General features: G+C 74.4%; 19 protein-coding genes and 1 riboswitch. Of the genes, 9 read left to right on the top strand and 10 right to left on the bottom strand.

Annotated features, from left to right (window positions below; translation table 11 throughout):
- Window positions 1–25: 25 nt before the first annotated feature.
- A complete protein-coding gene (locus QSK00_RS30030; protein WP_285597167.1) occupies window positions 26–910 on the bottom strand; it encodes an AurF N-oxygenase family protein in 885 nt (294 codons plus the stop codon).
- A gap of 77 nt (window positions 911–987) precedes the next feature.
- On the opposite strand from QSK00_RS30030, the gene QSK00_RS30025 reads away from it, so the two are divergent.
- Genes QSK00_RS30025 through QSK00_RS30015 form a run of 3 tightly spaced genes read left to right on the top strand, consistent with a single transcriptional unit; the run spans window position 988 to window position 2,872 of the window.
- Entirely contained in the window at window positions 988–1,644 is a 657-nt protein-coding gene (locus QSK00_RS30025) for a TetR/AcrR family transcriptional regulator (protein WP_285597224.1), read from the top strand.
- A 56-nt stretch (window positions 1,645–1,700) separates the two neighbouring features.
- The gene (locus QSK00_RS30020; protein WP_285597165.1) at window positions 1,701–2,132 is read left to right on the top strand and encodes a VOC family protein; all 432 of its coding nucleotides are present in this window, start codon (window positions 1,701–1,703) and stop codon (window positions 2,130–2,132) included.
- 20 nt (window positions 2,133–2,152) lie between these two features.
- Entirely contained in the window at window positions 2,153–2,872 is a 720-nt protein-coding gene (locus tag QSK00_RS30015; protein WP_285597163.1) for a DUF3159 domain-containing protein, read from the top strand.
- Between the two features lie 81 nt (window positions 2,873–2,953).
- On the opposite strand, the gene QSK00_RS30010 is transcribed toward QSK00_RS30015, so the two are convergent.
- Entirely contained in the window at window positions 2,954–3,718 is a 765-nt protein-coding gene (locus QSK00_RS30010) for an SDR family NAD(P)-dependent oxidoreductase (RefSeq protein WP_285597161.1), read from the bottom strand.
- A gap of 152 nt (window positions 3,719–3,870) precedes the next feature.
- On the opposite strand from QSK00_RS30010, the gene QSK00_RS30005 reads away from it, so the two are divergent.
- A complete protein-coding gene (locus tag QSK00_RS30005) occupies window positions 3,871–4,497 on the top strand; it encodes a TetR/AcrR family transcriptional regulator (RefSeq protein WP_285597159.1) in 627 nt (208 codons plus the stop codon).
- Window positions 4,498–4,565: 68 nt separating this feature from the next.
- Here the strand turns inward: QSK00_RS30005 and QSK00_RS30000 are convergent, their stop codons facing one another.
- A complete protein-coding gene (locus QSK00_RS30000; RefSeq protein WP_285597157.1) occupies window positions 4,566–5,327 on the bottom strand; it encodes an SGNH/GDSL hydrolase family protein in 762 nt (253 codons plus the stop codon).
- Window positions 5,328–5,534: 207 nt separating this feature from the next.
- Between QSK00_RS30000 and QSK00_RS29995 the strand changes: the two genes are divergently transcribed.
- On the top strand, window positions 5,535–6,701 hold the full coding sequence (locus QSK00_RS29995) for a hypothetical protein (RefSeq protein WP_285597155.1): 1,167 nt from the start codon (window positions 5,535–5,537) through the stop codon (window positions 6,699–6,701).
- A gap of 73 nt (window positions 6,702–6,774) precedes the next feature.
- Here the strand turns inward: QSK00_RS29995 and QSK00_RS29990 are convergent, their stop codons facing one another.
- On the bottom strand, window positions 6,775–7,548 hold the full coding sequence (locus tag QSK00_RS29990; protein WP_285597153.1) for an alpha/beta fold hydrolase: 774 nt from the start codon (window positions 7,546–7,548) through the stop codon (window positions 6,775–6,777).
- 33 nt (window positions 7,549–7,581) lie between these two features.
- A complete protein-coding gene (thiE, locus tag QSK00_RS29985; protein ID WP_285597151.1) occupies window positions 7,582–8,220 on the bottom strand; it encodes a thiamine phosphate synthase in 639 nt (212 codons plus the stop codon).
- A gap of 32 nt (window positions 8,221–8,252) precedes the next feature.
- Window positions 8,253–8,362: riboswitch (TPP riboswitch) on the top strand.
- On the opposite strand from thiE, the gene thiO reads away from it, so the two are divergent.
- From thiO to QSK00_RS29970, 3 genes are all read left to right on the top strand, one after another.
- Window positions 8,356–9,462: a glycine oxidase ThiO gene (gene thiO / locus QSK00_RS29980; protein WP_285597149.1), complete on the top strand. Its 1,107-nt coding sequence runs from the start codon at window positions 8,356–8,358 to the stop codon at window positions 9,460–9,462. Its footprint overlaps the riboswitch before it by 7 nt.
- Window positions 9,459–9,659, top strand: coding sequence for a sulfur carrier protein ThiS (thiS, locus tag QSK00_RS29975; protein ID WP_285597147.1), 201 nt, complete (start codon window positions 9,459–9,461; stop codon window positions 9,657–9,659). The genes thiO and thiS overlap by 4 nt, the downstream gene beginning before the upstream one ends.
- Before the next feature lies 1 nt (window position 9,660).
- Entirely contained in the window at window positions 9,661–10,416 is a 756-nt protein-coding gene (locus QSK00_RS29970) for a thiazole synthase (protein ID WP_285597145.1), read from the top strand.
- A 228-nt stretch (window positions 10,417–10,644) separates the two neighbouring features.
- On the opposite strand, the gene QSK00_RS29965 is transcribed toward QSK00_RS29970, so the two are convergent.
- The 4 genes from QSK00_RS29965 to QSK00_RS29950 form a co-directional block, all read right to left on the bottom strand.
- Window positions 10,645–11,400 (bottom strand): alpha/beta fold hydrolase, encoded by a 756-nt coding sequence (locus QSK00_RS29965; protein ID WP_285597142.1) that lies wholly within the window; start codon window positions 11,398–11,400, stop codon window positions 10,645–10,647.
- Window positions 11,401–11,402: 2 nt separating this feature from the next.
- A complete protein-coding gene (locus tag QSK00_RS29960) occupies window positions 11,403–11,843 on the bottom strand; it encodes an SRPBCC family protein (protein WP_285597141.1) in 441 nt (146 codons plus the stop codon).
- Window positions 11,844–11,917: 74 nt separating this feature from the next.
- Window positions 11,918–13,192 carry a cytochrome P450 gene (locus QSK00_RS29955; RefSeq protein WP_502872099.1) on the bottom strand — a complete coding sequence of 425 codons (1,275 nt, stop codon included), beginning with the start codon at window positions 13,190–13,192 and terminating at the stop codon, window positions 11,918–11,920.
- A gap of 134 nt (window positions 13,193–13,326) precedes the next feature.
- Window positions 13,327–13,995 carry a hypothetical protein gene (locus QSK00_RS29950; RefSeq protein WP_285597136.1) on the bottom strand — a complete coding sequence of 223 codons (669 nt, stop codon included), beginning with the start codon at window positions 13,993–13,995 and terminating at the stop codon, window positions 13,327–13,329.
- 40 nt (window positions 13,996–14,035) lie between these two features.
- On the opposite strand from QSK00_RS29950, the gene QSK00_RS29945 reads away from it, so the two are divergent.
- Window positions 14,036–15,004 (top strand): D-2-hydroxyacid dehydrogenase family protein, encoded by a 969-nt coding sequence (locus tag QSK00_RS29945; RefSeq protein WP_285597134.1) that lies wholly within the window; start codon window positions 14,036–14,038, stop codon window positions 15,002–15,004.
- Between the two features lie 18 nt (window positions 15,005–15,022).
- On the opposite strand, the gene QSK00_RS29940 is transcribed toward QSK00_RS29945, so the two are convergent.
- Window positions 15,023–15,154, bottom strand: a 132-nt coding sequence (locus QSK00_RS29940; RefSeq protein WP_285597223.1) for an integrase core domain-containing protein, incomplete at its 5' end; no start/stop codon positions are given.

Here is a 15,154-nt window from a genome sequence, read left to right as displayed (position 1 = left end):
GTGCCGTTCGTTCAGTTCGAGGAGCTCAGAGCAGCCCGGCCCGCTTCCACACCCGCTCGGACGGCCCGCCGATCATCCCGACCTCGTCGAGGAAGCCGAGTACCTTCTCCGTCATGAACCGCTTGGTCTCGCGGTGCTGCTCGTTGGCGAGCGCGGCGCGGCGTCCGGTGCGCCCGGAGAGGCCGACGCTGCGGTAGAGCCGCGCCTGCCACAGCGAGTTGACCACCTCGCTGGACACGAGGGCCGTGGTCCAGCGTTCCCGCTCGAGCTCGGCGCGCGAGAGGGTCGGCACGAGGCGGGCGAGCTCCTCGCGGGCGAAGCGCACGTGGCGCGCCTCCTCCACGACGTGCACGCGGGCGACCGCACGCATGAGCGGGAGGACGCGCCCGTCGTGCATCGACTCGCGCTGCAGGCGGTCGGTGGCCTCCTCGGCGACCAGGACCGACGCGAACATCGAGGCACCCGCCCCGATGTGCCCGTAGACGCCGCCGAGGCGGTGCAGCAGGCCGTGCGGCCGGTAGTCGGGGCAGCCCAGCGCGTCGACGGCGCGGGCGAACATCACCGAGTGCCGCGTCTCGTCGCCGACCTCGGTGAGCGCGTACTGGGAGTGCGGGCGGCGCAGGTCGAGGTCGTAGGCGTGGCGGACCAGCATCTGCATGAGGATCACCTCGAACCACAGGCCCACCGAGAGCAGGCTCGCGGCCTCGTGGCGGGCCAGCGTGCGCTGCTGGTCGGCGTCCAGGGAGTCCCACAGCGGCGTCCCGTACAGCGACACGCGCTCCGGGGGCACGGCCCAGCCCTGCGGGTCGACCGGAGCGTCCCAGTCCACCTCGATCGCGGGGTCGAGGGTGTGCCGGGCGCTGGCGGTCAGCAGGCGGGTCGCGGTGGCGTCCCGGTCCAGGATCGTCATGGTGACCGACTGTACCCCGTACACCGTGTCTCGCATAGTTGTCGTTACTCGCGAGTCGGGGTCACGCTGTGGTGACCATGGATGGCAGGACACGACGCTGGGCGGGGCATCGGGAGGCGCGACGCCTCGAGCTGGTGGACGCTGCCGTGGCCGCGATCGAGGCCCACGGGCCCGACGTGACCACCGAGCAGATCGCCGGCCAGGCCGGGGTGTCCCGGCCCGGGCTCTACCGGCACTTCGACGGCAAGGACGACCTCCAGGCGGCCATCGCGGCCCGCTCGGTGGAGCGGCTCGTCACCGAGCTCGAGCCCGTGTGGCGGCCCTCCGGGCGCCCGCGCGAGATGCTCGAACGGGCGCTCGCGGCGCACCTGCGCTGGCTCTCCGAGCACGCGAACGTCTACCTCTACCTCAAGCGCAACTCGCTGCCCTCGGGCGGCGACTCGGTGGAGTCGGCGAGCACCAACGTCCGCAGCGTCGTCTCCGCGCACGTCGCGCAGATGCTGATCGACGGGTCGCTGGGCGCGGAGACCGAGCCGGCGATCGCGCACCCGCTGGCCTACGGCCTCGTCGGGATGGTCGACGCCGCCGCGGCGCACTGGCTCGACGAGCCGCACGGCGCGTCGGTGGAGGCGCTCGGGGCGCAGCTCACCGAGGCCTGCTGGGCGGTCATCCGCGTCACCGTCGGCTCCCACGTCATCGACGGGCTCGGCTCGGTGGGGGCGGACACGGCCTGATCGGCCCGATCACCCATGATGGGGGCGACCCACCCGCTCGCCAGGAGGGCCTGCCGATGGCGCTGCGCCGCGCGTTCCCGACGATCCTCTCGGACCGCCTGCCCGAGACCCGCGACTTCTACGTGCGTCTGCTGGGCTTCGAGGTCGCGTTCGACAGCGACTTCTACGTGGCGTTGCGCACGCCCGAGGACGACGACGGGGCGGTGTGCGAGCTCGGTGTCTGGGCCGTCGGGCACGAGATGGTGCCCCCGCCCTACCGGGCCGACCCGGCGGGCATCGTCCTGACGTTCGTCGTCGACGACGTCGATGCCCTGCACGTCGAGGCCCGGCGCCAGCAGATCCCGGTGGTGGCGCCGCCGCGCGACCAGTTCTACGGGCGGCGCCGGATGCTCGTGACCGACCCGAACGGTCTCCTCGTCGACGTCTCGTCGCCGTCGACGCCCTCGCCGGAGTTCCGCTCGATGGGCGCGGGCGTCCTGCGGGACTGAGGCGAGCCTAAGCTGAAGGCGTGCTTCGGGACGACCCGCTCCGGGACATCCTCGCCGCCTCCGGGCGTGGCGTCGTCGACGCGGTGCTGCCGTCGGCGGCGTTCGTCGTCGTCTGGCTGGGGTCGACCGCGCTGGGCTGGTGGGAGCCGATCCTGCTCGGCGGGTTCGCGTCCGTGCTGGTGGCGCTGCTGATCGCGGTGATGCGCTGGCGCGGCGGCGAGCGTCCCCGGGCCGCCGCGGTCGGGCTGCTGATCGCCGTCGGCGCGACCCTCCTCGCGCTCTACACCGGCCGCGCGCAGGACTTCTTCCTGCCGCGCATCGTCGCCAACGCCGGGTCGCTGGCCGCCTGGCTCGTGTCGATCGCGGTGCGCTGGCCCCTGCTCGGGCTCGTCGTCGGGGCGGCGCTGGGCCGGCCGCGGGCGTGGCGGGACGACCCCGACCTCGTCCGCGGCTACTGCCGCGCCAGCTGGCTCTGGGCCGGGCAGTACGCCCTGCGCCTCGTCGTCTTCCTCCCGCTCTGGGCGGCGGGAGCCACGGTGGCGCTCGGCATCGCCCAGATCGCCCTCACGTGGCCGCTGGTCCTGCTCTGCGTCCTCGGGTCCTGGCCGCTGGTCCGCAGCGCGCTCCCGGCCGGGCACCCCGGGCCGCGGCACCCGGTCGTCCCCATCCCCGGACCGGGCGGCGAGCACGCCGACAGGGGGTCGAAGCGGAAACAGGCCGGCCGGCCCCCGGACGCGTGAGCGGCGCCGTCCGCCCACCTGACGGAGACGATGGTCCTGCGGGGCCGGGGTCGCCTCCGGGGAGGCGCCGACCGAAGGGTCTCAGGCGGCCTGGTCGGTCGGGCGGACGACGACCTCGTTGACGGCGCGTCGGCGGGGGCTGGTGGCGATGTAGGCGGCAGCGTCGGCGATGTCCTCGGGGAGGAGCCTCTCGACCCCGGCGAACCGCTCGGCCTCGATGTCCTGGGCGTGCTGCTGCTGGTGACCGAACAGCTCGGTCTCGACCGCGCCGGGCTCGATCACCGAGAAACGGATGCCCGACCTGGCGTACTCCTGGCGCCACGACTCGGTCGCCGCGGTCACGCCGAACTTGGTGGCGTTGTAGATCGCCACGGTGGGCGCGGCCGCACGCCCGGCGACCGAGCTGACGTTGATGACGTCGGCGACGCGGCGGGAGCTGGACCTCGGCGCCTCGAGCAGGTGGGGCAAGGCCGCTTTGGTCATGTACATCAGCCCCTTGAGATTGACGTCGACCATCTGGTCCCACTCGTCGAGCCGGGCCCGGAGGGAGTCACCGTTGAGCATCACCCCGGCCGCGTTCACGAGGATGTCGATGCGCCCGAAGTGCGCGATCGTCGTGTCGACGACGTCGGCTGCGGCCTGGGCGCGGGCGATGTCGGCCTCGACCACCAGGGCCCGACCGGACCGCGCGTCGATCGACGTCGCCAGGGCCTCGAGACGGTCCCGCCGGCGGCCGACCAGCACGACCGCCGCGCCCTCGTCGACCAGGCGCGTTGCCGTGGCCTCCCCGATGCCGCTGGACGCTCCGGTCACGATCGCGATCGCCGACTGCAGGGACTCGGACATGGCTCGTTCCTCCTCGTGGTGCCCGGAGCACAGGATGTACGTGCCCTCTCACCGAAAAGTAAGCGGCCTCTCTCATTGACACAAGACGTGGGGCCGCCTGCATCTGCTCGGGCGTGAGAGACTGCTTACATCGTCGTGAGGAGGTGCGGCCCGTGGCCTCGCGCAGCACGTACCACCACGGCAACCTCCGGGCCGCGCTCGTCGAGGGCGCGCTGGCGCTCGTGGCCGAGCGGGGGATCGGTGCCCTGTCGGTCGCCGAGGTGGCGCGCCGCGTCGGAGTGAGCAGCGGGGCGCCGTACCGCCACTTCGCCCATCGGCCGGCCCTGCTCGCGGCGACCGCGGTCGAGATGGCACACCGCCTCACAGCGAGCCTGCGGGATGTCCTGCCCGAGCTCCACGAGCCGCTCGGCGACCTCGATGCGGTGGACGTGACCGCTCGAGCGGCGGCCGCTTACACCAGATTCACCATCGAGCACGGAGCCGGGCTCGACCTCATCTTCTCGGACGAGCTGCACGGGCTCGACGACCGGGATCTGCTCGAGGCCGGTCGGGCCGTGATGGATGCGCTGGTGCCGACCGCGATGACGGTGACCCATGGCGATGCCCGCGCCGCCCTGCGGCTCATCGAGCGTCAGATCGCAGCCGCGCACGGGTACGCGGCCCTGCTCCGGACCGGCTTCCTCGACCGCCGCCACCCCACGGCGGATGACGTCGCGGATCATGTCGCCGCCATCGCGCGCAGCGTCGCCCTGACCTCCCGGGACGACGCGCTCACCTGACCCGGCTGCGCCCGCTGCTGCAGGACCGAGCACGGGATCAGCGCCGGCGACGTACTCGGAGGCAGGGCTCAGCGGACCGGTGCCGGCTCCGGGCGCTTCGGTGGGCGGCCGTCGCCGGTGGAACGCCCCTGCAGCCGGCGGCCCACCCACGGCACGAGGTGCCCGCGGACCCAGCGGATGTCCTCCTCGCGGCGGCGCATCCACGGCGTCGGCGCGAGCGGGGGCCACGGGTCGCGCCAGTCCTCGCTGGTCGGCACCCCGAGCACCTCGCACACGCGGGCGGCCACCCGGCGGTGGCCCTCGGCGTTGAGGTGCAGCCGGTCCTCGGCGCGGGCCCGCGGGTCGGCGAGCGTGTCCATCGTCCAGAGGTCGACCAGCAGCGCGGAGCGACGGGCTGCGATCTCGCGGATGTGCTCGTTCATCGTGGCCAGCCGGCGGCCGACGAGGTCGACGACCGGGGTCGAGCGGGTGTCGAAGCCGGTGAACACGAGGACGTCGGCGCCGGTCGCGACGAGCCGGCCGACCGCCGCGTCGAGGCGGTCGGCCAGGTCGGAGGGGCGGGCGGTCGGCCGCAGCAGGTCGTTGCCCGCCGCGCAGATGCTGACCAGGTCGGGGGACATGGCGATGGCGGGGTCGACCTGCTCGCGGACGATCTGCTCGAGCAGCTGCCCGCGGACCGCGAGGTTGGCGTAGCGCAGGTCGGGCTCCTGCCGCGCGAGGTGCTCGGCGACCCGGTCGGCCCAGCCGCGCTCGGCGCCCGTGGTCGGGTCGACGTCACCGACGCCCTCGGTGAAGCTGTCGCCCACGGCGACGAAGGTGCTCCAGGACATGCCCGGATTCTCTCGCGTCGCCGACCCGCCGTCGTGCTGGCCCGACCGGCCCAATCGGTGCATCCGTCGGCCGGGGGTGCCGGGCGACGGGGTGAACGTTCTCACCCCATGGCCACGCTGGCATCGTGGGGAGCGTCCTGCGACGTGGGTGAACCTGGAAGGGACCACCCAGCCCTGCACCCCGACGTACCGCGAGCCCTGGGAGCCATGCCCGACGCGACGACCAGCAGCCCCGCCGAGCCCGAGACCACCACGAAGGCCTCCGCGACCGGACTCACCCTCCCGCAGATCATCGCCGGAGCCCTCGCCGCCGCCACCGCGGCGATCCTGGGCTCGTTCCTCGGCGTGATCGGCACGATCGGAGGGGCGGCGGCCGCGTCGGTGATCTCGACCGTCGGGTCGGCGCTCTACCAGAGGTCCCTGGAGCGCACCCGGGACGCGGTGAAGTCCCGGCTCGTGGTCAACGCGATGACCGGCACCAAGGTCGCCCGGGGTGCCGCACCGCAGGCCGGGCCCCCGAACCCGGCCCGACCCGGGATGCCACCCCGTCCCGGCGTCCCGGGGCAGCCCGGCCCGATGATGTCGCCGCCCTTCGGCGCCCCGATCCCGCCCGGCGCCCCGGTCCCGCCCGGCGTCCCGACCCGCCGGCTGGCCAACGGTGTGGTGGTGCCGGTCGCGACGCAGCAGCTCCGGGGCGGCGGTCGCACCGTCGTCACCCGGCTCGACGCCGCCGGCCGCCCGACCGGGGAGCCCGTGGACCCGACCCGGCGCATCCCGAACAGCCGCACCCCGGGTGGCGGGAACCCGACCCAGGTCGTCCCGCCGCTGGGCCCCGACGGTCGTCCGCTCGCGGGTCCGACCCGGCAGATGCCGATGGGCGGGTCCTTCCCGCCCTCCGGTGGCCAGCCGACCGCCCATCTCGCGCACGGGCCCGGCGGGGACGACCCGACGGCGCTCGCGTCCGCGGTCGAGGAGAGCACGCCCTGGTACCGCCGCTTCGGGTGGAAGACCTGGGTGACCCTCGGCGGGGTCGCGGCCAGTGTCTTCGCCATCGGTCTGCTCGCGAGCTTCGCGGTCGAGTCGGCCACGGGGCACCCGCTCTCCGGCGGCACCTCCGGGACGTCGGTCGGCTCGATCTTCGGGCAGAACACCCAGGCACCCGCGACGACGGAGTCCTCCGACACGCAGGACCCGGGTAGCTCCGACGCCACGACGACGACGTCGTCGGACCAGGGGTCGGGCAACCAGGAGGGCGCGGAGCGGTCGACCACGACCACCCGCGCGCCGTCGACCAGCACCTCCCAGGCCCCGCAGAACCCGCTGTCGAGCCTGGTCCCGCGCTTCAACGAGCAGGGCGGCTCGACGGGCAACTAGGCCGTCCGGCCGCACCGCCGTCCCGAGCGAACGGCACTCTCGCGCACATCGATGCTGCGAGAGTGCCGTTCGTTCATGCCGGGAGGGTCGCCGCGAACTCCCGGACCCGGGCCGCGAACCGCTCGGGCGCGCGCAGGTGCGGGTGGTGGCCGAGGTCGGCGCCGGCGTCGTCGGTCCAGTGCTCCACGGTGGCCGTCGGGATGCGGGCGGTCAGCCAGTCCGCGTAGTCGGGGCCCGGGTCGAGCCCGTGCAGGGAGAGGACCGGCACCCGGACGGCCGCCGCGGTGCGCTCCACGTACGCCGACAGGTCCTCGGGGGTGCCGTCGAGCAGCGGTGACCAGATGCCCGTGACCACCTCCTGCCGGGGGCGACGACGGGTCGCGAGGGCGGCGGCCTCGTCGTCGGGGGTGCTGCCCCGCATGGACTCGAACAGGCCCGCCATGAACGCCTCGAACTGCTCGGTCGACCCCCGCAGCATCGGGGCGGCCTGCTGCACCCCCGCCTGCAGGCCGGCGAGCGCGAGCGGCTGGTCGACGTCGACGACGCCGCGGGCGGGGTGGCGGGCGGCGAACACGACGGCGAGCAGCCCGCCGAGGGAGTGCCCGACCAGCAGCGGCGGCTCCTCGAGGTCGAGCGCGGCGGCGACGTCGTCGGCCATCGCGTCGAGGTCGTAGTCCGCTGCGTCCGGCGAGGCGCCGTGCCCGCGGAGGTCGACGGAGACCACGGTGGCCCAGGGCGTGAGGAGCGGGACCACCGGCGCCCAGAAGGAGGCGTCCTCGGTGATGCCGTGGAGCAGCACGAGCGGCGGGCCGGAGCCCTCGACGGTCGTGGCGAGGTGGACGGTCACGTGCGCATGCTGCCCGATCGGCCGTGAGCCCGGCTACGAGCGCAGGGCCTCCGCCAGCGCGCGGGCCGCGGCCTCCGGGTCGTCCGCCCCGGTGATCGCGCGGACCACCACGACGCGCGTCGCGCCGGCGGCCCGGACCTCGGGCAGCCGGTCGTGGTCGATGCCGCCGATCGCGAACCACGGGCGCCCGGTGCCCGACGCGGCGGTCTCGCGCACCAGGTCCAGGCCGGGGGCGGGGCGACCGGGCTTCGTCGGGGTCGGCCAGCACGGCCCGGTGCAGAAGTAGTCGACGCCGGGCTCCGCCGCGCCCGCGCGGGCCTGGTCGACGTCGTGCGTGGAGCGCCCGATCACCACCTCGTCGCCGACGATCCGGCGCGCCACGTCGACCGGCAGGTCGTCCTGGCCGAGGTGCAGCACGTCGGCGCCGGCGGCCAGGGCCACGTCCGCGCGGTCGTTCACCGCGAACAGCGCGCCGTGGCGGTGGGCGGCGTCCGCGAGGACCTCGAGGGCCGCGAGTTCGTCGCGGGCCTCCAGGCCCTTCTCCCGCAACTGGATGACGTCGACCCCGCCGCGCAGCGCCGCGTCGGCGAACTCGGCGAGGTCGCCGCGGTCGGCCCTGGAGTCGGTGCAGAGGTAGAGCCGGGCGTCCGCCAGCCGTGCGCGCGTGTCCATCGGGGCCCGACGCTAGCGCGTAGGGTGAAGACGCAAAGAACCACGGGAGCCCGGACACGGGCTGAGAGGGGACCGCACGAGGGTCCCGACCGTCGAACCTGATCCGGGTCATGCCGGCGCAGGGAGGGGTTGTCGGTGGAGCGCATCGTCGTCGTCGGGGCCGGGGTCGTCGGCACCACGGCGGCCTGGGTCGCGGCGCGCGACCACGCGGCCGCCGAGGTCGTGCTCGTCGACCCGGCGTCCGGGTCCGGGGCCTCGTGGGTCGCCGGCGGGATGCTCGCCCCGATCACCGAGGCGTGGCCCGGCGAGCGCGCGGTGCTCGAGCTCGGCGCCGCCTCCCTCGCTCGCTGGCCCGCCTTCGCCGCGGAGGTCGAACGGGCGTCCCGACGACGGGTCGGGTTGCGCACCGAGGGCACGCTCGCGGTGGTCGTCGACGCCGCCGACCGGGAGGACCTCGATCGCATCGTCGCCCACCTGCGCGACTGGGGCCGCGCCGCCGAGCGCCTGACCGGACGCGAGACCCGTCGTCGGGAACCCGCGTTGGGGCCGGCGGTGCGGGCGGGGATCGCGGTGCCGGACGACCTCGCCGTCGACAACCGACTCCTGCTCGCGGCCCTGCGCGAGGCGGCGCGGAGCGCGGGCGTCGTCGAGCGCGCGGAGACCGTGCACGCCGTGGTCGACGGCGGGGTGGAGCTGGCGTCGGGCCCGCTCGCGGCCGACCGGGTGGTGGTCGCGGCCGGCGCGTGGTCGGCGACGCTGCACCCCGCGCTGGCCGACCTGGTGCGCCCGGTGAAGGGCGAGATTTTGCGGCTGCGGGCGCGCGCCGGGTCCCTGCCGCCGCCGCGGCACACGGTGCGGGCGCAGGTGTCCGGCCGGGCCGTCTACGCGGTCCCGCGCGACGACGACCGTCTGGTGCTGGGCGCGACCCAGTACGAGGTGGGGTTCGACCCGGACGTGACCGTCGCGGGCGTCCGGGACCTGCTGGCCGACGCCGAACGCGTCCTGCCCGGGATCGGGGACTACGCGCTGGAGGAGTCGGCCGCGTCGTTCCGCCCGGGGACGGCGGACAACCTGCCGGTGTTCGGGCCGGTGCCCGGCGGCCCGGCGGGACTCGTCGCGTGCTTCGGGCACGGGCGCAACGGCATCCTGCTGACCGCCCTGACGGCGGACGTGATGGCGGCGGTCCTGGCCGATCGTCCGGTCCCGGACGACGTCCGGACCCTCGTGGAGGTGACGACGTGAACGTGCTGGTCAACGGGGACGTGACCGAGATCGTGCCGGGCGCGACGCTGGCCGACGTGCTCGCCGCCCGCGGGGTGCCCGAGCGCGGGGTCGCCGTCGCGGTGTCCGGCGAGGTGGTGCCGCGTGCCCAGTGGCGCTCGACGGCGCTGCGCGACGGGAGCGTCGTCGAGGTGCTCACCGCGGTGCAGGGAGGCTGAGATGGACGATCTCGTGATCGGCGGACGGAAGTTCGGCTCGCGGTTGATCATGGGCACGGGCGGGGCGGCGAACCTGGCCGTGCTGGAGCGGTCGTTGGTGGCGTCGGGCACGGCGCTGACGACGGTCGCGATGCGGCGGCTCGACGCGGGTGGGGGGCCGGGGGTGCTCGCGCTGCTGGAACGGCTCGGCATCGAGGCGCTGCCGAACACGGCCGGCTGCCACACCGCGGCCGAGGCGGTGCTGACGGCGCGGCTCGCCCGCGAGGCGCTGGAGACCGACCTCGTGAAGCTCGAGGTCATCGCCGACGACCGCACGCTGCTCCCCGACCCGATCGAGCTGCTCGACGCCGCCGAGCAGCTCGTCGACGACGGCTTCACCGTGCTGCCCTACACCAACGACGACCCGGTGCTGGCGGCGAAGCTCGCCGACGCCGGGTGCGCCGCGGTCATGCCCCTGGGCTCGCCAATCGGGACCGGCCTCGGCATCCGCAACCCGCACAACATCGAGATGATCGTGGCCGCCGCGTCGGTCCCGGTCGTGCTCGACGCCGGGATCGGGACCGCCTCCGAGGCGGCGCAGGCGATGGAGCTGGGCTGCGACGCCGTGCTGCTGGCCACCGCCGTCACCCGCGCGTCCGACCCGGAGGCGATGGCGACGGCGATGCGCCTGGCCGTCGAGTCGGGCCGCCTCGCCCGGGGCGCCGGTCGGATCCCGCGCCGGTACTGGGCGCACGCGTCGTCGCCGGCGGTGGACTGACCGTCTCCTCCGTGGCAGGAAAGCGTCGTTGCTGTCATCCAGTGGCAGGAAAGCCCCATCGTCGGGCCGGTCTGGTCCGCGAGACGTCACCCATCGGGCTGAGCGGGGCCCGTCGGCCTGATCAGTGACGTCTCGCCGTCGGTGGACCGGGCCCGCTCTGCGTGGCAGGAAAGCGTCGTTGCTGTCACCGGATGACGGCAACGACGCTTTCCTGCCACCGGGAGGGGGTCAACCCGCCAGGTGGTCCTCGATCAGCGGCAGCACGATGTCGGCGCGGTGCATCAGGGCGTTGTGCGTCGCGTTCGGCACGACGGCGAGCGTGGCGTCGGGCAGCAGGTCGCGGGTGAGTTCGGCGTGCTCGACGGTCACGAAGTCGTGGTCGCCGATGAGCACGAGCACCCGCGCGGTCACCTGTCGCAGCTCGTCGTCGGACCAGCCTGCGGAGCCCATGACGACGGGCCCGAGCTTCGCCATGACGTCGTCGAGGTCGGCCGCACCGTCCGGGGCGAGCCGCTCGTGTTCGCGCCGCATGGCCGCGAAGTCCGCCTCGGTGGGCATGCGGGTGGAGGTGGCCCAGCGGTCGGGGTCGGTGATGTCGGGGTGGTAGCCGCCGGCACGGACGAACCCGGACGCGAACACCAGCCGTCGCACCCGGGCGGGATGCCGGATCGCGAGCTCCAGCGCCGAGAGCGCCCCGAGCGAGAAGCCGCAGAGGTCGACCTGCTCCAGCCCGAGGTGGTCGAGCAGTCCGAGCAGGTCGCCCGCGAGCGCGTCGATCGTCGGGTCCCGGTCGACGTCGGCGGTCCGGCCGTGGCCCTGCTGCTCGAGCGCCACGACCCGGCGTCGGGACGCGAGCGGAGCCAGCACCGACGAGAAGCTGAGGTCGATCGTCAGGTGGCCGCCGGGCACGAGCACCAGCGGCACACCGCCGGACCCGTGCTCCTCGTAGTAGAGGTCCACGGGCCCGAGCGGCGCGAAGGGCATCGTCAGGAACGCCCCTCGAGGTAGGCCTTGAGGCGGGGCAGCGTCTTCTCGATGGCGCGGGTGTTGGCCGCCGGGTAGCGCAGCAGCTCGAGGACCACCGGCGCGCGGGACTCCGACCAGTCGAAGGTCTCGGTGACCTTCGTGGCGTGCTCGCCGACCGGCGTGAGCTCGTAGCGCCAGCGGTGGTGGCCGACGTGGCGCCAGGCGATCCGGCGGTCCTGCTCGAACTCCACGACCGTGTTGGTCATGGTGTAGGGCACCCCGAGCTTCATGCTCATGCCGAACGACGAGCCGAGCGAGAGCCGGTCCGGGCCCGTGATCGCGGAGCGCACCGTGCCGGACCCGTCGAACTCGCCGTGCCGGCGGGGGTCGGCGAGGAGATCGAAGACCGCGGACGGCGGGGCGTCGATGACGATGTCGCGGCTGACCTGGCGGGTGCTCACGGGCGGCGAGCCTAGTGAGGATGCGGCGTTCCTGCCGCTGGATGCCGGCAACGACGCTTTCCTGCCACGAGCGACTAGAGCGTCACCGGCAACGCGTCCACCCCGTACACGATCGACGTGCCGCGCAGCGGCAGGGTCCGCTCGTCGACGGCCATCGCGAGCTCGGGGAAACGGCGCAGCAGGGCCGGGTAGGCGGTGCGCAGTTCCATGCGGGCGAGCTCGGCGCCGATGCAGCGGTGGATGCCGTGGCCGAACGCCAGGTGCGGTGACGGCGGGCGCCGGGGGTCGAAGACCTCGGGGTTCGGCGTGAGCTTCGGGTCGCGGTCGGCGGCGGAGAGCGAGACGAGGATGCCGTCGCCCTCGGCGATGTCGACACCGCCGATCGTCATGTCCTCGGTGGCGAACCGCGGGAACGCGATCTGCACCACCGTCAGGTAGCGCAGCAGCTCCTCGACGAACCCGGGCACGGACTCGGGCTCGTCGCGCACCATCGCCGCGACCTCCGGGTCGCGGAGCAGGATCACGGCGCCGAGCGCGAGCATCGACGCCGAGGTCTCCAGGCCGCCGGTGAGCAGCCCGTCGGCGAGCTCGGCCAGCTCGTCGGTGTCGAGCTCGTCGCCGTGCTCGCGGATGAGCATCCCGAGCAGGCCGTCGCCGGGTTCGACGCGCTGCCGCTCGACGACCCCGCGCAGGTAGACCAGCGACTCGGAGATCTTGTCGAACGCGGCCGTGGCCCCGGCGAGCAGGTCGAACCGGGCGGTGGAGAGGGCCTGGAACTCGTCGCGCTCGTCGTAGGGGATGCCGAGGAGCTCGCAGATGGTGAGCGAGGGGATGGGCGTCGCGAAGTCGCGGACCAGGTCCACCTCCTCGCCGCGCGCCGCCAGCTCGGCCATCGCGTCGAGCCGGCCGTCGACGATCTCGGCGATCCGCGGGCCGAGCCGGGAGAGCCGCCGTCCGGTGAACTCGGGGGTGAGGAGCCGACGCAAGCGGGTGTGGTCGGGCGGGTCGGTGAAGCCGAGGCCGCCGGGGTTCTGCCCGCTGCCGATGCCGGCCCGGCCGACGAGGTTCCCGAAGTCGGTCGACATGCCGTGCGTGCGGCCGAGGACCTCGCGGGCCTCCTCGTGCCCGGTGACCAGCCACGCCTTGACCCCGAAGGGCAGCGGGAAGTCGCGGACCGGATGGTCCTCGCGGGCCTCGCGCAGGTCGGGCACCGGGTCGAGCCCGTCGCGGCGCAGCGGCATCAGGGCGTAGTCGGGGATCAACGACATCGGGTCGAGCCCGCGGCGGGAACGCCAGGCGAGGTAGTGCCGGGCGACGAAACCGGTTGCCCGTGAGCGCACCGCGTCCAGGCCGCGCGTGAGCGCGGTCCCCGTCCTGTTCACGGTCACCACGCCCCCTACCTTCCCGTACGGACCGGTCCGACCTGGACGTCGGGGTGCAGGGTAGGGCGTCCCGGCGTGTCGCACGGGTGAGGGTCACCGTGTCACTGGTCTCGTGGGAGACCCGACGTCACCGAGGTCGCCCCCCGCAGTCCCATCCGCTTCAGCTCGACGTCGGCCAGCCGGATCAACACCGGCAGCTCACCGCGCCGCCAGGCGCCCGCCGCGTCCCCGGACGGGCCCGCCGCCCGCCGGATCCGCCCCGGCGACCCGCGGGTCAGGGCCCGCAGCGCGAGCAGGTCGACGTCGAGCGAGCGCGCCGCCACCGCGTGCCGGGCCCGCAGGATCCAGCGCAGCCGCAGCCAGAACCACGTCGTGATGACGGGGAAGGCCGCCACCACGACGACGAGCCACGCGAGCCCGGTCGCGATCGCCGCCACCGCCTCGACCTGCGCGCGGCCCGCGTCCGCCAGCGAGGTCCCCGCGTCGGTGCCCGGGGAGAAGGCGCCCGCCAGCCGGTCGCCCACGAACGGGACCCCGCCCGCCGCCTCGGCCGCGCCACTGAAGACGCCGCGGACCCGCTCGCCCGCGTCGGTCAGGCCGCGGCCCGGCGCCTGCAGCGTGAGCACCAGGTCGTGCAGGGCGATCGCCGCGGAGACGACCAGCGCGGCCCAGACGAGGACCGCGATGTCGGACAGGACCTGGAGCATCCGCCGGCGGGGACGCTCGGCGTAGACCAGCAGGGTGCGGCGCGGCGGCGGGTACAGGCTCACGTCCCGGTGTGTGCCCTGCGCGGCCCGGGCATACGCGACCATGAAGGTCGCGCTGCTCGACGACTACCAGGGTCTCGCCCGCTCGATGGCCGACTGGTCCCGCCTCGACGCCGAGGTCGTGTCCTTCGACCACCACCTCGGTGGCCCCGACGGCGTCGTCGCGGCGCTGGAGCCCTTCGACGTCGTCGTCGCGATGCGCGAACGGACGGCGTTCCCGGCCGACGTCCTGCGCCGCCTGCCGAACCTGCGCCTGCTGGTCACGACGGGGCCGGCGAACGCGGTCGTCGACACCGACGCCGTCGCGGAACGTGGCATCGTGTTCGCCGGGACCGGCGGGGTGTCCGACAACGCGCCGACCGTCGAGATGACCTGGGCCCTCATCCTCGCCACGGCGCGCCACCTGCCCGCGGAGGAACGACGGCTCCGCGACGGCGGGTGGCAGCAGACCCTCGGCCGCGACCTCAAGGGCCGGCAGCTCGGCGTCGTCGGGCTCGGCGGGATCGGCAAGCCGGTCGCCGCGGTGGGGCAGGCGTTCGGCATGGACGTCGTCGGGTGGAGCCGGCACCTCGACCCCGACGACGCGCGCTCGGTCGGCGTCGAGCCGGTCGGCAAGGAGGAGCTCTTCGCGACGTCGGACGTGGTCACGATCCACATGAAGCTCTCGGAGGGCAGCCGGGGCCTCGTCGGTCGTGCCGAGCTCGACCTCATGACGGCGAACGCGATCCTGGTCAACACCTCGCGCGGCCCGATCGTCGACGAGGACGCGCTGCTCTCCGCCCTGACCGAGGGCCGCATCGGGGGCGCCGGGCTCGACGTCTACGGCATCGAGCCGCTCCCCGTCGACTCGCCCTGGCGCTCGGTCCCGAACGCCGTGCTCACCCCGCACCTCGGCTACGTCACGGCCGAGACCTACACCGCGATGTACGCCGACGCCCTGGAGGACATCGAGGAGTGGGCGGCCGGGCGGCCGGTGCCGCGGGTGATTGTGGCTCCGCCAGGTGAGCACTAATCCGTGTCAGAGCACGGACTAGTTGTACTGACCGGACAGGTTGGTCAAGCGGGTGATCGGGGCCTGCCTGCCGATGGCGCTGTGGGGCCGGTGGTGGTTGTACTCGTGCAGCCACCCCGGGAGCGCCTTGCGGCGCTGGGATTCGCTGAG

Source organism: Actinomycetospora sp. NBRC 106378 (assembly GCF_030269685.1).
GTDB lineage: Bacteria > Actinomycetota > Actinomycetes > Mycobacteriales > Pseudonocardiaceae > Actinomycetospora.
This window is presented reverse-complemented; position numbering and strand designations above follow the sequence as displayed.